Source organism: Ochrobactrum sp. SSR, assembly GCF_030067775.1.
In the GTDB taxonomy this organism is placed as follows: domain Bacteria; phylum Pseudomonadota; class Alphaproteobacteria; order Rhizobiales; family Rhizobiaceae; genus Brucella; species Brucella teleogrylli.
On record NZ_CP125969.1, the window covers coordinates 1,715,937 to 1,731,432 of the forward strand.

A 15,496-nucleotide genomic window follows, 5' to 3' on the forward strand; every position below is an offset into this window, starting at 1 on the left:
ACAGCCCTGTCCTCGCATCGAGGCGGGGCTGCTTCCGTCACACGACACCGAGCATATGGATCAGTCCGAGGCTGATGATGCCGAGCGCCAGCAGCGAGAGAACCGCCGTCAGCGTTACCCGCCCGCCAGCCTGCGCTACCGACCGTACATCTACACCAAGACCGAGCGCTGCCATCGAAATGATGGTCAGAAGCGTCGACGCATATTGAATGCCGGGGAGGAGTGCCTCTGGGATGAGGTGCAACGAGTGCAGCGCCATCATTCCAAGAAAGCCAATGATGAACCACGGCACCAGTTGGAAAAAGCCCGGCTTTGCATCCGCGTTTTTATTACCGGCAAGAACCGCCAGCGCCAGAATGACCGGACCGAGCATCAGCACGCGCACCAGCTTGACCAGCGTGCCCAACTGCACACTGATGGCGGCGACCGGAGCTGTCGCAGCCAGCACCTGCGGCACAGCATAGACCGTCAGCCCCGCCAGCACGCCATATTGCGTGTGCGACAGGCCGAGAAGCGGCACCAGCAATGGCAGGCACAGCACGACAACCACGCCGAGGATCGCCGTAAAAGCGATGGAGGCGGCAACATCTTCGCTTTCGGCCCCGATGACCGGAGCCGTTGCCGCTATGGCCGAGTTACCGCAAATCGAGTTGCCGCAAGCCACCAGCACCGCCATGCGATGCGGCAGCTTGAGCAGCCGCCCGATACCGTAGCTCAATCCAATCGCAAGAATGACCACGCAGGCGATGCCGAGAATAAGGCCCGAACCTGCCGCGATCACTGCGCTGACACTGATCGAAGCGCCGAGAAGCACCACGGCGATTTCCAGAATCATCTTTGCCGAGAAGCTGATGCCCTTGCTGAACTGTTTGCCCGGACGCAGGAAAGTCCGCACCGCCGTGCCAAGCAGAATGGCAATCACCAGCGCTTCCAGCCATGCTCTGCCCGCATAATGCACTTCGATCTTCTCGAGACCTATCGCCATCGCGGCGACACCGACGCTGAGGGCAAGTCCGGGCAGAATGTTCTGGATTTTTGAGTATGTCATTATCGGCATTTCATATCGAAAGAGAATTCCATTCCGATCTGATGCCCGATTTCCCCTGTTCAATCCATTTCATTATATGGCATATTTCATTCGATATAATCGAACGAATAACGCTATGACCCTGGAACAACTGCGTATTTTCATTGAAGTGGCGGAGCGGGAACATCTGACCCGCGCCTCCGAGGCTCTACATCTGACGCCCTCGGCCGTCAGCTCGGCAATCCGCACCCTCGAAGAGCGCTATGGTGCGACATTATTCAACCGCATCGGACGTCGTATCGAACTGACCGGAGACGGACGGCTGTTTCTGGATGAAGCGCGTGCAACGCTGGCGCGCGCACGTTCTGCCGAACGTATGCTATCTGAATTCGGTGGCGGCAAGCGTGGCATTCTCTCCATCCATGCCAGCCAGACCATCGCAAGCTATTGGTTGCCGCCCTTTCTGGCACAGTTTCACAGCGCCTTTCCGCTGGTCGAGGTGCGGCTGACAGTGGGAAATACGGAAAGCGTGACCGCGGCAACGCAGGAAGGCGCCGCCGATATCGGCCTCGTGGAAGGCTCCGTGCAGGCGCCGGCGCTTTCCATAAGCAAGGTGGCGACGGATCAGCTTATTCTGGTCACGCGCCCTGACCACGCATGGAGAGGAGCGGGACGCCTCTCGTGGGACCGGCTGTTTGAAGGAAAATGGATATTGCGCGAACAGGGATCAGGTACGCGCAGTGTTTTCGAAGATGCCATGCGCGCCAACGGCTATAACCCCGCGCGGTTGAATGTGGCGCTGGAACTGCCCTCCAACGAGGCCATTTGTTCAGCCGTGCGTTCCGGCGACTACCTCACCGCCATATCGGAACTGGTCGCTGCCCCGCATCTTGCCGCAGGAACGCTCGTCAAAGCGGACTTCATTCTGCCGCAGCGCCAGTTTCTACTTATCACTCAGAAGGAGCGGCATAATACAAAAGCTAAGGATGCGTTTTTGAGGCTAATTACGTCGACGGTTAACTCTGCCGAGTGACATCGGTTACATGTCGTAATTTACACCCGCAGAAACGAGATTCTATAATAAAATTTCCTATGAATAATTAAAATATATAGTATTATGTAAATATAATAATTTATAATTATTCTATAATATATAACCCACACCCTCTGCACCGTAACATTTTCATGGAAACTCACTATAGATACCATCACTGTGCTCTCTGTGACAAAACAGAGGGGCGCAACCTTGCCACTAAAATAGCTTATACTCCAAAAAAAATCTTAAATAACTAATGCTCCGGCAAGGTACTCTGGCATATTATCGAAACCGCGCGAACCAAAGGTCGGGTAAAAATCTTTAGCCAACGCAGTGGGACGCCAGGCCTCCCCCCCACAGAGCGCCTCTGATAATTCATCGGAGTGGGATAAGGAGAGAAGCCAATCGCTGCCTGTTGAACAACTTTTACAGCCTTCAGCCTAACTTCCCCCCGAAAACCGGTCACAGGCAATCCGGTTTTAATCGCCAACTGCGCTGCAAACGAATTTTCTCCGCCGTTAGCAGAATAATCCGTGAGCATTCGTATGTGATCAAATTCATGCTCACGTCTCAATTTCCCAATTAGCTCTGCAAATCTTTCCGCTCCCCAATATTTTCGCGGACCATTAGTATAAACATTATTAATCGGCTTTCCTTTTACTGAAACCTCTCTGGTACGAATGTATATATTTAGCCGCGGCGTTCTTCTTTTATGATCGATTATATCAAAGTATATACCAATATTTTGAGAATGAGAAAAATCCGAATATTTCACTCCGCGCGTATTTTCGAAAATTCTACCATCTTCCGGTGGAGCGATATATTCATGTTGAGTGAGCATACCGCCTTTTGGCAGCATCTGATAGCGAGGGTTTTCCAGATACAGAATAACATAATCCGGAACAGCTTCTCTCATGAACTTTATCCTATATATAGTTATGAACTATCATATTAATAAGAATTATTATTCTATGAGTAACTGACATTTATAGCAGAAAAATGAGAAACCGAATAACATTTTTATTGTCAGTCGTGCATTGATGATTAGCGGATCTGACGCAGCAGTTCAGGCTGCGGAAAACAAGTCGAAGCCAAGCCGTTCTTTGCCTGCCACATGCCGATGGAGCGGCGTGTCTTGAAGCCCGGCAATCCGTCCGGCTTGCCGACATCATAGCCCTGCGCCTGCAAGCGCTTCTGCATGGCGCCGATATCTGAGCGATACATCGTGCCGACATTGCCCCATGCCTGCTGGAAATCGCCTGCGCCATATGCAATGCGGTCGCCGACATGGCCGATGAAGAGCGCATAGAGATCGCTCATATTATAGTCCTTGAGCACGTAGAAATTCGGGCTCACGATGAAGGCGGGGCCAAATCGCCCGGCGGGCATGAGCAGAAAACCTTCGCCCTTCATTTCATTGGATGGAAATGCCTTGCCATTGACGCGGGTGATGCCAAGTCTGGCCCATTCGGCAATCGGCTTGCCCTGATCCGGGCCTTCCAGAGAACACGACACGCTCTGCGGGACATTGACCTCAAAGCCCCAGTCGCGCCCCTTCTGCCAGCCGTGCAGCTTCAGATAATTGGCGATGGAAGCCAGCGTATCCGGCACGGAATTCCAGATATCGCGCTTGCCGTCGCCGTCAAAATCGACCGCGTGCTTGAGGTAGGAGGTTGGCATAAATTGCGGCTGGCCAAGCGCGCCCGCCCATGAGCTTTTCATGGCGTTTTCGTCGATATAGCCTTTCGAGGCGATTTCGAGCGCGGCAATCAGCTCCTTGCGGAACATGTCCTTGCGCGTTGCCATAAAGGCCTTCGTGCCCAGAACTTCAAACACATTATAGGGAATTTTGACCGTGCCGAAGCCCGATTCACGGCCCCATATCGCGACAATGATCGGACCCGGAACACCATATTTCTGCTCGATGCGTTTCAGAAGGCTCGAATATTGGCTGTAACGCGCCTGACCGCCACTGGTGACCGAGGCCATGGTCTTCGCATTGAAATACTTGCCCGGCGCGCCGAACTCGGCCTGTTTCTGTTCTTTCGGCGTCGACGGCTTTTCCCCGGGGATGACCAGATCCGGCAATTTCCAATTGATGGCCACACCGGCAAAGGCCTGATCGAAGGTAGCGCGCGAAACACCCGCCGCCTTGGCCTCAGGCCAGAGATCTTGCTCGATCCAGTTGCGATACTGGCTTTCGACCTGCGCCTTGGAGGGCGCTGCGACGGCAGGAGAAACAGCAAGAATGACGACAAGCCCCAGAGCAGTTTTCAAAGCATGCTTCCAACGGCTTGCTGCCATCATGTTTCTCCTGAATAACTAAAGGGTGGTTCTCGCTCGCAAGGCGGCAGCCAGCGTGCCCTCATCCAGATAATCGAGTTCGCCGCCCACCGGGACGCCATGAGCGAGCCGTGTGACGCGAACCTCGAAATTCGCCAATTGATCGGTAATGTAATGCGCGGTGGTCTGGCCTTCGACAGTCGCATTGACTGCGAGAATCACTTCTTTGATTTCGCCGGTCGCGACACGTTCCACCAGCCCCTTGATATTGAGGTCGTCAGGACCGATGCCGTCGAGCGGCGACAGACGACCGCCCAGGACATGATAACGGACATTCATCGTGCCCGCCCGTTCCAGCGCCCAAAGATCGGACACGTCTTCCACCACGATCAGCGTGGTGGGGTCGCGGCGCTCGTCCGTGCAGATGGTGCAGGGATCGGACGTGTCGACATTGCCGCAGCACGAACAAATGCGCACCTTTTCGGCAGCGTCCTGCATGGCGCCGCCCAGCGGCACCAGAAGCGCTTCCTTCTTCTTGATGAGATGCAGCGCCGCACGGCGCGCCGAACGCGGCCCCAGACCCGGTACACGGGCAAGAAGCTGGATCAGTCGTTCGATTTCGGGACCGGCGATTCGTTTGGACATTTTTTGTAAGGGAGTAAGGGAATAGGGGAATAAGTGAGTAGGGGACGAGAATGAGGGATATGCGACATGGCGGCAACCAGCCGGCCAAACATACTCCCCTATTCCCTTATTCCCCTACTCCCTTAAAACGGCAGCTTGAAACCCGGAGGAATGGGAAGACCCGCCGTCAGCGACTGCGTCTTTTCGGCCATCACGGCTTCAAGCTTTGCCTTGGCATCGTTGTGGGCCGCGATGATCAGGTCTTCGAGGATTTCGACCTCGTCTTCCTTGGCCAGCGACGGATCGATCTTCAGCGCCGACAAGGTGCCCTTGCCGGACAGGGTGATCGTCACCAGACCGCCACCGGAAGAGGCCGTGGCTTCCAGATTGGCGATTTCGTCCTGCATGGCCTTCATCTTGGCCTGCAATTCCTTCGCCTGCTTCATCATGCCCATCATGTCACGCATGGGTTTACTCCATAGTCTTCAATAATTCAGTCGTCTTCAGACGGCACACCGGGCACTTCCGAAACGGCGTCGAGGTCAATGTCCTCGTCATCGTTCTGTTCCGCCACGGCAATGCGCACGTCGGTGATTTTCGCGCCCGGAAAGGCCGCGAGAATGGCTGCCACATCCGGATCGGCGCGGGCATCGGTGACAAGATTGTCGCGACGCTCCGTTTCCGCTTCGGCAACCGTCTGGCTCGCGACATCACGCGCCACCGTCACCACCCAGCGAATGCCGGTCCAGTTCAAAAGATGCTGCGCGATCTCGCTCGGCAGCGATTTCGGCGCATCGTCGGTCAGGCCGATTTCAAGTCGTCCCGGCGCGATGGAGGCCAGACGCACGCAGTTCTTGACCAGAATCTTGAACTGCATGTTGCGATGCTTGTCGGCCATCGCAACAATGTCGTTCAGGCTGTTGACCGGCACGGAAGGCTGCGCTGCACTCTCGGCGACCGGCTGCGGAGCAGGCGGCTGAACCGGTTGTGGAGCCGTTTCCACGATACGCATGGCCGTGGCCGGACCGCCCGAGGCGGATGCCATCGAGGCCGAACCGACGGCATCGGCCGCGAAACGTGCTTCCGGCGCGCCGTTGCCATTGGAGCGAGGATTGCCCGGAGGCTGCGGACGCGGAGCAGAAACAGAACCGTTTTCAAGGCCGCGCAAGGCTTCGTCCAGCGTCGGCAGATCGGCAGCATGGGCCAGACGGATCAGCAACATTTCGGCAGCCTGCACCGGCCTTGTCGCCGTATCCACTTCCGCAATGCCCTTGAGTAGCATCTGCCAGGTGCGCGACAGCACGCGCACGGACAGCTTTTGCGCAAAATCGCGACCGCGCACGCGTTCATCTTCCGACAGCGACACATCTTCCGCCACATCGGGCGTGAAGCGCAGTCGTGTTACCAGATGATTGAAATCGGCCAGATCAGTTAGCACCACCGAGGGATCGGCACCCACATCATATTGGGCGCGAAACTCGGTGAGAGCGCCAGCCACATCGCCGCGCATCAGCATTTCGAACAGGTCGATGATGCGGGCGCGGTCGGCAAGCCCCAGCATGGAACGCACGGCTTCCGCACTGACCTGACCGGCACCATGCGCAATGGCCTGATCGAAGATCGACAGCGAATCGCGGGCGGAACCTTCTCCAGCTCGCGCAATCATGGCGAGCGACGCATCATCGACTTCGATCTGCTCGGCCTCCGCAATGCGGCGCAAATGCTGCGCCAGCGTGCCCGATTCGATGCGGCGCAGGTCGAAGCGCTGGCAGCGCGACAGAACCGTGATCGGCACCTTGCGGATTTCGGTGGTGGCGAAGATGAATTTCACATGCGGCGGCGGCTCTTCCAGCGTCTTCAACAGACCATTGAAGGCCTGATTAGAGAGCATGTGCACTTCGTCGATGATATAGACTTTGTAGCGCGCTGAAACCGGGCGATAGCGCACCTGCTCAATGATCTCGCGAATATCGTCAATGCCGGTATGCGAGGCAGCGTCCATCTCGATCACATCGACATGGCGGCCTTCCATAATTGCCTGACAATGCTCGCCGGGCACGGAAAGGTCGATGGTCGGCTGATCGACAGTATCGGTCTTGTAATTGAGCGCCCGCGCCAGAATGCGCGCCGTCGTCGTTTTGCCAACGCCGCGAACGCCGGTCAGCATCCAGGCCTGCGCGATGCGACCGGTCTCGAACGCATTTTTGAGCGTGCGCACCATCGGCTCCTGGCCGACGAGATCGTTGAAATTCTGCGGACGGTATTTGCGGGCGAGAACGCGATAGGCCCCATCGGCAGCTATGCCAGCGGATTTCGTATCCATGGCGACCCTTCCGTTCTTCCTGTTACGCTTTTTTCTCGACCGACAGTTTGGACCGGACGTATGAGCAAGGTCAACAACGGACACTGTTCATCAACAGCCGCCAGATAGCCAAGAAAAGTGGCGAATGAGAAAAAGGTGGGAGGCTGGCACGGCGACCCGTGCCTGGCTCGTTAGGGCTGCTTCCTTCCGGACCTGACCCGGTTGGCGAGTGGCTCGTCCACCACCAACCTCCCACGCTGCATATCGTCAATCGCAGCGCAAAAAGCAAGCGCAGAACGAAAAAAACTGATAGGAAACAGCTTATGACACAGTTCGAACTCGATAAACGGCTTGATGCCGACACTTTTTCCGTCGCCGTGCTCGGCCTTTGCGAGTTGCGACTGATGAATGACCGCCGCTGGCCGTGGCTTATCCTCGTGCCGCGCAGGGCCGATCTTTCAGAAATTCACGATCTGACGCCGCTCGACCAGACGATTCTTACCTTCGAGGCCGGATTGGTAGCGCAGGCGCTGAAAACCGTGACCGAGTGCCAGAAAATCAACACCGGAGCCCTCGGCAATATCGTGCGCCAGCTTCATCTGCATGTGATTGCCCGCAACGAGGGCGATGCGGGATGGCCCGGCCCCGTCTGGGGCCATGGCACGCGTGAAGCCTATGACGAAAAAGACGCCCGCAAGCTGATCGCCGACATTCGCGCGGCGCTGTAATTCTCCCAACAACAGCAATTCGAGAGCATCATGGCTTTCCGCCTCTACGATCTGCCGGAAATAGAACCGAGCCGTTTTGTCGGCTTTGGTGGCAACCGCATCGACCGCCAGTCCGAAAAACGTCAGGACGATTCGGCCTTCACCGCGCTGGAACTGCCGGAAACGCGCGTCATGCTTTTGGGCGGCAACAAGCTTCTGCTCGATTACACCGATGAAAAGACGCCGCGCGCGCTCTTCCGCTTCAGCGAAGCGAGGGACTTTGCACCCGATCTGCACGAGCCGGTGTTTCTGGGGTTGCAGGATGGCACGCCGCTCGTCGCCCTGATGGCCCCCATCGATCCCGAGGCGCTGGAAGTACCGTTTCGGGCGCAGGACTATCGCAGCATCTATATGGAAGGGCTGGTTTCAGCCGATCTGCTGGGCGCGCTGGCGCAAGCAGCGGCACTAACTGCCTGGCACAACAATCACCGTTTCTGCGGGCGTTGTGGCACAAAGACCGAAATGCGCGCCGGTGGTGCCAAGCGTCAATGTCCAAATTGCAGCGCCGAGCATTTCCCGCGCACCGATCCGGTGGCGATCATGCTGCCGGTGCGCGGTGACAAATGCATTCTCGCGCGCAGCCCGCATTTTGCTGCCGGTTCCTATTCCTGCCTTGCTGGTTTCATCGAACATGGCGAGACGATTGAAGCAGCGGTTCGTCGTGAAAGCCTTGAGGAAATGGGGCTCGCCATTGGTCGCGTCGGATATCACGCCAGCCAGCCCTGGCCGTTTCCCTATTCGCTGATGATCGGCTGCCATGCCGAAGTGCTGTCGGACGACTTCACTATCGACCGCTCGGAACTGGAAGACGGTCGCTGGTTCGGCAAGGATGAAGTCCGCACCATGCTGGCGGGCACCCATGAAAATGGGCTGCGAGTGCCACCATCCGGCGCCATCGCAACCCATCTGATCAAGGCATGGGCGGAAAACTGATTCTGCCCGATATTTTCGTGAATTATTCCGCGGCGAGCAACTGCGTGCCGCGAATGTCGCTGCCCCGATAGACGCCGAGAATACGTACTTCCTTGGAGAAGAATTCGAGTTCCTCCAAAGCGAGCTGTACATTGCGGTCTTCAGGGTGGCCCTCAATATCGGCATAGAACTGCGTGGCGATAAAACGCCCGCCGATCTGATAGCTTTCGAGCTTGGTCATATTGACGCCGTTGGTGGCAAAGCCGCCCATCGCCTTGTAAAGCGCTGCCGGAACGTTGCGCACGCGGAAAACAAACGTCGTCATGATGCGTTCGCCGTTTTCCGGGCGTGGTGCCCATTGCTTTTCCTTCGACAGAACCACGAAGCGGGTCACATTGTCTTCCGCGTCCTCGACATTTTCTTCCAGAATATCGAGGCCGTAGAGATCGGCGGCCAGACGCGGCGCGAGCGCTGCCATCGAACGGTCCTGCATGTCGGCGACGAGACGGGCAGCGCCCGCCGTATCACCCGCGATGACCGGCTTCCAGCCGTTCTGGCGGATGACCTTGCGGCACTGGCCGAGCGCGTGAATATGGCTGTGAACCGTCTTGATTTCCTCGCGCTTGACGCCCGGAAGCACCATCAGCTGAAAATGGATCGGCAGGAAATATTCGCCCACAATGTGCATATCGGCCAGCGGCAGCAGATAATGAATATCCGCAACGCGACCAGCCAGCGTATTCTCGATCGGGATCATCGCCAGATCGGCAGCGCCGGTCTCGACCGCGTTGAAAGCGTCTTCAAAAGTCGGACACGGCAAAGGCTCCATACCGGGAAACATGTTGCGCGACGCCGTATCGGAATTGGCACCCGCTTCACCCTGAAAAGAAATCCGGTTGGTTTTCATCGTCGTCGTACTTTCTCAAACGCCCCTCACTCGCGGGGCTTTCCTGGTTGTTGACCTTGTCAAAGACCCTTTGCGACAAGAAGTCGGGCGCGGTCAAGGTCGGCGGGCGTATCGACGCCCAGCGGCACCGTTTTCACCACTTCGACATCGATGCGCATGCTGGCTTCCAAAGCGCGCAATTGCTCAAGCTTTTCGCGCTTTTCCAGCGGCGACGGCCCGAGTTTCACGAATTTCTCCAGCGCCGAACGGCGATAGGCATAAAGGCCGATATGATGATAGAGCGGGCCGTCGCCATAAGGCGCCGTGGCGCGGGTGAAATAGAGCGCGCGCAGACGCGAACTGCCCGCCAGCGGCGAGCCGACGATCTTCACCACGCTCGGATTGGTCTTTTCCGATTCTTCCTCAATCTCGACGCCAAGCGTCGCAATATCTGCCGGACCGTCTTCGAGCGGCAGCAGAGCGCTGCGGATTATGTCGGGATCTATGGTCGGCAAATCACCCTGCACATTGACCACGGCATCGAACTCGCCAGCCGGATCGAGCTTCAAAAGCGCTTCATAGATGCGGTCCGAACCCGATTCGTGATCGGTGCGGGTCATGACGGCTTCGTGGCCATGCGCAGTGACGGCGGCAAAAATTTCCTCGCTATCGGTCGCAACGACGGCGCGCCCAAGCTTGGCGGCGGCGGCTCTGTCGGCCACATGCACGATCATCGGCTTCCCGCAAATATCGGCCAGCGGCTTGTTCGGCAAGCGCGTGGCGGCCAGTCTTGCCGGAATAAGAGTAAGGGTCTTTAAGGTCTGAAGCATGGTCGCCTCTTGTTGTCTCGTCGGATCGTGGCCGTCTTTCGAGGAGTTTTATCCGCACTGTAAATGCTGCAAAAGTGTCAAAAAGTCACGGGTCTGGTTACCCTTATAGGTGTTGCATCGCCCTGGTAAAAGACCTAGTTTCCGCCCGATGCCGCGGAGAGAATTGCAACCTCATATGAGGTGCGCATGTCGGCTGAGGAGAGCGTTCTCGGGGAGAGCGTTTTGGTAGAGGGAGCGCTGACCGGCGATGAATTCAACCCGGACTAACAAGTTTATCATGGCTTTTCTGGCAACGGTTTTCGTTGTCATGACGACGGGCATCCTGTCCGATGCGCTGTTTCATTCGCCTGCACCGGAAAAGCCCGGTTTTATAATCGAAGCGGCGGAAGCGTCGACCGGTGAAGGGGGAGCTGCACCGGCCAAGGAAGAAGTTTCCATCGCAACATTGCTGCAATCCGCCGATCCTGCGCGCGGCGAAACAGTTTTCAAGCGCTGTGCTGCCTGCCACACCGGCGAAAAGGGCGGCGCAAACAAGGTCGGCCCGCATCTGTGGGATGTCGTGAACCGTCCGGCGGCTTCCGTTGAAGGTTTTGGCTATTCGTCCGCCATGAAGGAATTCGGCGCAGGCGGCAACAAGTGGGACTTCGAGCATCTCAACAAGTTCCTGACGTCGCCAAAAGGCTTCATCAAGGGCACGGCCATGGGCTTTGCGGGCGACAAGAAGGACAATGAGCGCGCCGATCTGATCGCCTATCTGCGCACGCTGTCCGACAACCCGGCTCCACTTCCAGCCGCTGATGCCGCACCGGCAGGCGGCGATGCTAAGCCTGCGGATGCAGCGCCTGCACCGGAAGGCGAAAAGCCAGCCGCACCGGCGAACTAATAGCGCAAGAATGATCGAAAAGCCCGGTTTCAACCGGGCTTTTTCATTTGGACGATGAAATTTATTGTCCCGGTGCCTTTCTTCCTCCGCAAAAACCCATAAGACTCATACAGATGATCCGAAGCAGAAACGGAGAGACTGGATGAAAGCGTTTTGGGCGGGTGCATTTGCGGTTGCCATGCTTGCAAGCACAATGTCGTTAAGCCATGCGAGCGACGTGGAACCCCAATGGCGCAGTTCTTCCAGCCTGCTCGGCGAGCCCAAATATGCGGCTGATTTCAAGCATTACGACTACGTAAACCCGCAAGCGCCGAAGGGCGGCACGCTCAATCAGGTGGCCGTCGGCACATTCGACAGTCTCAACCCGTTCGTCGTGCAGGGCGTCGCCGCAGCGGGCCTGTCAGACTTCGGCGGCGGCATGCTCTACGATACGCTGATGACAGATTCGCTCGATCAGGGATCGACACAGTATCCGCTGATCGCCGAAGCGCTTCAGTACCCGGATGATTATTCCTGGGTGAAGTTCAAGCTCAACCCGAACGCCAAATGGCATGACGGTCAGCCGATCACCGTGGAAGACGTGATCTGGTCCTTCAATGTGCTTAAGAAACAGTCGCCACTTTACAACAAATATTATGGCGACGTGGAAAGCGCGGAAAAGACCGGCGACCACGAGGTGAAGTTCAACTTCAGCCAAAAGGGCAATCGCGAATTGCCGCAAATCATGGGCCAGCTCGCAGTGCTGCCGCAGCATTGGTGGGAGGGCAAGGACGCGCAGGGCAAACAGCGCGATATCAGCCGCCCGACGCTGGAAATTCCGCTGGGTTCTTCTGCCTACAAGATCGACCGCGTTGCGCCGGGACGATCCATCACCTGGGCGCGCGTCGATGATTACTGGGGCAAAGACCTGGCCGTGAATGTCGGTCGCAACAATTTCGACCGCGTCGTCTACGAGTATTACTTCAACGAAGATGCAACCTGGGAAGCCTTCAAGAAGGGCGGCCAGTATGATTATCGTAACGAAAACCGCGCCCAGCGCTGGGCGGAACAGTATAATTTTCCGGCAGTCGAGCGCGGTGACGTCGTCAAGAAGTCCTTCCCGTATAATGCCGTCGGCCGCATGCAGGGCTATTTCCTGAATACGCGGCGCGACAAGTTCAAGGACCCGAAAGTTCGTCAAGCGCTGACCTATGCTTTCGACTTCGAATCCATGAACCGCATGCTGTTTTTTAATCAGTATAACCGCATCAACAGCTATTTCGCTGGCAATGAATTGCAGCTGAGCGGCCCGCCGACCCCGGCGGAGCAGGCCATTCTCGAAACGGTCAAGGATGCGCTCCCCGCAGATGCGCTGACCAAGGAATTCAAGCTGCCTGTTTACGACACGCCGCAGGCCACCCGCGATAATCTGCGAACGGCTCTGAAGCTGTTTGCGGAAGCGGGTTGGAAATTGCAGGGCAACAAGCTGGTCGATGCGAATGGCAATCCGTTCACCATCGAATTTCTCGGCAAGGATCCGACCGACGAGCGCATCTACAATCCGTTTGCGGCGAGCCTGCGCAAGATCGGGATCAATGCCACGGTGCGTATCGTCGATACCGCCCAATATCAGGCGCGGGTCAATGATTTCGACTATGATATCATCACCTCGGTCATCGCGCAGACCGCCTCGCCCGGCAATGAGCAGCGCGACATGTGGGGCTCGAAGGCCGCAGATTTCAAAGGCAGCCGCAACTATGCCGGTATCAAGAACCCGGCCATCGACACGCTGATCGACCGCGTGATCTATGCCAAGGATCGCGAGGAACTGGTGGCCGCAAGCCATGCGCTCGACCGGGCGCTGTTGTGGAATTATTACGTGATCCCGCAATGGTATTCCGACCACATCAATGTGGCCTATTGGAACAAGTTCGGCATGCCGGAAAAGCAGCCGGATTATCTGGGCATCGATCCATTCTCATGGTGGGTCGACTCCGCGAAGGAAGCCAAACTGAAGACCGGCAGCGAATAGGGACAAGCGGAGAATGACGATGCTTCGCATGAACCGCCGCCATTTTCTGGGTGTTTCGGGCAGCGCCGCAATCGCGGCCTGCCTGCCGGGTCAGGCTGTCATTGCCAACGCCTTTGCGGAGGTGCCGACCGGCAAGTCCCTGCATGGCCTGTCCGCCTTTGGCGAGCTGAAATATGGCAGCGATTTCACCCATTTCGATTACACCAGTCCAGACGCGCCGAAAGGCGGCACGTTCAGGTTTGCGCCAGCAAGCTGGACCTGGAACCAGAACACGCAGACCTTCAACACGCTCAGCACCTTTACCTTCAAAGGCGACGCGCCGCCGCGCATGGAGCTGACCTATGACAGCCTGATGGTCCCGGCGCTCGATGAACCGGATTCCGTCTACGGACTTATCGCTGAAAGCGTCACGCTGTCGAAAGATCGTCGGGCCTGCACCTTCAAGCTGCGCAAGGAAGCGCGGTTCCATGACGGATCACCGATCACGGCGAAAGACGTGCTGTTCACCTATACGGTGCTGAAGGAAAAGGGCCACCCGCTCATACGTCAGTCGCTCGCCGGGCTGGAAAAGGTGGAACTGACGGGCAAGAACGATATTCGCATGCGTTTTGCGACGGATCGCGGCCCCAACGCCATCCTTGACGCCGTGGTGCTGCCGATCCTGTCGGAGACCTGGTTCAAGGATCGCGATTTCGAAGCGACCACGATGGAACCGGTGCTCGGTTCGGGCGCTTACAAGGTGGGGAATTTCACCGCCGGTCAATTCATTGAATATGATCGTTTCGAAGACTACTGGGCCAAGGATTTGCCAGTGCGGCGCGGTTCCAGCCATTTCGACCGCATCCACATCGAGTTCTTCCGCGACCGGCAGCCGGAATTCGAAGCCTTCAAGAAAGGCGATATCGATTTTCGTTCCGAAAGCGTGTCCAAGAACTGGGCTACCGGCTACGACTTCCCGGCCATTCAGGAAAAGAAAATCATCAAGCGCACCTTCCCGAAAGAGAAGAGCCCGCTGATGCAGGCCTGGGCGCTGAACCAGCGTCGCGAGCGTTTCCGCGACCCGCGCGTGCGGGAGGCAATCAGCCTCTGTTTTGATTTCGAGTGGACCAACAAAAACCTCTTCTTCGACACCTATGAGCGCTCGCAATCGAGTTTCAACGGGTCGGATTTTCAGGCCAGGGGCCTCCCCACCCCGGATGAGTCGAAAGTGCTGGAACGCTATCGCGGCAAGCTTCCCGATGCCGTGTTCGGCGAGGCCGTCATCATGCCGGTTTCGGATGGAACAGGGCGGGACCGCGCGCAATTCGGCAAAGCCGTCAAACTGATGGAAGAAGCCGGTTTCGAGCGGCGCAACGGGCAGTTTCACGACAAGGACGGCGCGAAATTCGCGCTGGAAATTCTCAGCGATTCGGAAGCCTTCACGCGCGTCTACAATCCGTTCATCCAGAAACTGCGGGCCATCGGTATCGATGCCAGTTTGCGGCTGGTGGATGCCAGCCAGTATCAGGCGCGGATGCAGGATTTCCAGTTCGACATGGTGGGCATTGCAATGCTGTTTGGCGCGACGCCGACGTCAGAATCGCTTTCCAGCATGTTTGGTTCGCAAGCGGCCAAGACGCCCGGAAGCTATAATCTGCCCGGCACAGCCGACCCGTTGATCGACGCCCTGATCGACGATGCCGGAAAAGTGTCGACCCGCGACGATCTTGTCGCGACCATCAGAGTGCTGGATCGGTACTTGCGTATCCGGCGCGACTGGATTCCAAATTGGACAACAGCGAATCATCTCGTCGCCTATTGGGACCGGTTCGGTTTCAAGGAACCGAAGCCCGATTACGGCTTTCCGGTCGAGACGCTGTGGTGGATTGAAGAAGAAAAGGCAAAAGTTGTTGGTAAGCCATAAGAGAAACACGGATCTAACGCGAGAGCCAAGCT

At 57.1% G+C, this 15,496-nt stretch carries 14 protein-coding genes and 1 other RNA gene; 6 read left to right on the forward strand and 9 right to left on the reverse strand.

Annotation, left to right across the window (positions count from 1 at the left end; translation table 11 throughout):
- Positions 1-37 precede the first annotated feature (37 nt).
- Complete coding sequence (locus QLQ11_RS08080) at positions 38-1,057, reverse strand: YeiH family protein (protein ID WP_181376064.1); 1,020 nt, start codon at positions 1,055-1,057, stop codon at positions 38-40.
- A 106-nt stretch (positions 1,058-1,163) separates the two neighbouring features.
- Here QLQ11_RS08080 and QLQ11_RS08085 point away from each other — a divergent pair, with 106 nt between their 5' ends.
- Positions 1,164-2,060 (forward strand): LysR family transcriptional regulator, encoded by an 897-nt coding sequence (locus QLQ11_RS08085; protein WP_109368073.1) that lies wholly within the window; start codon positions 1,164-1,166, stop codon positions 2,058-2,060.
- A 256-nt stretch (positions 2,061-2,316) separates the two neighbouring features.
- On the opposite strand, the gene QLQ11_RS08090 is transcribed toward QLQ11_RS08085, so the two are convergent.
- From QLQ11_RS08090 to ffs, 6 genes are all read right to left on the reverse strand, one after another.
- The gene (locus QLQ11_RS08090; RefSeq protein ID WP_371835851.1) at positions 2,317-2,979 is read right to left on the reverse strand and encodes a hypothetical protein; all 663 of its coding nucleotides are present in this window, start codon (positions 2,977-2,979) and stop codon (positions 2,317-2,319) included.
- A 128-nt stretch (positions 2,980-3,107) separates the two neighbouring features.
- Positions 3,108-4,367: a lytic murein transglycosylase gene (locus tag QLQ11_RS08095; protein WP_109368071.1), complete on the reverse strand. Its 1,260-nt coding sequence runs from the start codon at positions 4,365-4,367 to the stop codon at positions 3,108-3,110.
- 18 nt (positions 4,368-4,385) lie between these two features.
- Entirely contained in the window at positions 4,386-4,991 is a 606-nt protein-coding gene (recR, locus tag QLQ11_RS08100; protein ID WP_109368070.1) for a recombination mediator RecR, read from the reverse strand.
- A 122-nt stretch (positions 4,992-5,113) separates the two neighbouring features.
- Positions 5,114-5,437 carry a YbaB/EbfC family nucleoid-associated protein gene (locus QLQ11_RS08105; protein ID WP_078337775.1) on the reverse strand — a complete coding sequence of 108 codons (324 nt, stop codon included), beginning with the start codon at positions 5,435-5,437 and terminating at the stop codon, positions 5,114-5,116.
- 26 nt (positions 5,438-5,463) lie between these two features.
- Positions 5,464-7,293, reverse strand: a complete 1,830-nt coding sequence (locus QLQ11_RS08110; protein WP_121537024.1) for a DNA polymerase III subunit gamma/tau — start codon at positions 7,291-7,293, stop codon at positions 5,464-5,466.
- Between the two features lie 135 nt (positions 7,294-7,428).
- An RNA gene (gene ffs, locus QLQ11_RS08115) (signal recognition particle sRNA small type) lies at positions 7,429-7,525 on the reverse strand.
- A gap of 70 nt (positions 7,526-7,595) precedes the next feature.
- Between ffs and QLQ11_RS08120 the strand changes: the two genes are divergently transcribed.
- Entirely contained in the window at positions 7,596-8,000 is a 405-nt protein-coding gene (locus tag QLQ11_RS08120; RefSeq protein WP_109368068.1) for an HIT domain-containing protein, read from the forward strand.
- Between the two features lie 30 nt (positions 8,001-8,030).
- Complete coding sequence (gene nudC, locus QLQ11_RS08125) at positions 8,031-8,972, forward strand: NAD(+) diphosphatase (protein ID WP_109368067.1); 942 nt, start codon at positions 8,031-8,033, stop codon at positions 8,970-8,972.
- Between the two features lie 22 nt (positions 8,973-8,994).
- On the opposite strand, the gene QLQ11_RS08130 is transcribed toward nudC, so the two are convergent.
- Positions 8,995-9,858, reverse strand: coding sequence for a prephenate dehydratase (locus tag QLQ11_RS08130; protein ID WP_109368066.1), 864 nt, complete (start codon positions 9,856-9,858; stop codon positions 8,995-8,997).
- Positions 9,859-9,917: 59 nt separating this feature from the next.
- Positions 9,918-10,667 carry a 3-deoxy-manno-octulosonate cytidylyltransferase gene (locus tag QLQ11_RS08135; protein ID WP_109368065.1) on the reverse strand — a complete coding sequence of 250 codons (750 nt, stop codon included), beginning with the start codon at positions 10,665-10,667 and terminating at the stop codon, positions 9,918-9,920.
- Positions 10,668-10,914: 247 nt separating this feature from the next.
- Here QLQ11_RS08135 and QLQ11_RS08140 point away from each other — a divergent pair, with 247 nt between their 5' ends.
- From QLQ11_RS08140 to QLQ11_RS08150, 3 genes are all read left to right on the forward strand, one after another.
- Positions 10,915-11,550, forward strand: coding sequence for a cytochrome c family protein (locus QLQ11_RS08140; RefSeq protein WP_109368064.1), 636 nt, complete (start codon positions 10,915-10,917; stop codon positions 11,548-11,550).
- Positions 11,551-11,692: 142 nt separating this feature from the next.
- Positions 11,693-13,561 (forward strand): extracellular solute-binding protein, encoded by a 1,869-nt coding sequence (locus QLQ11_RS08145; RefSeq protein WP_109368063.1) that lies wholly within the window; start codon positions 11,693-11,695, stop codon positions 13,559-13,561.
- A gap of 13 nt (positions 13,562-13,574) precedes the next feature.
- Positions 13,575-15,464: an extracellular solute-binding protein gene (locus tag QLQ11_RS08150; RefSeq protein WP_109368062.1), complete on the forward strand. Its 1,890-nt coding sequence runs from the start codon at positions 13,575-13,577 to the stop codon at positions 15,462-15,464.
- Positions 15,465-15,496: the final 32 nt, after the last annotated feature.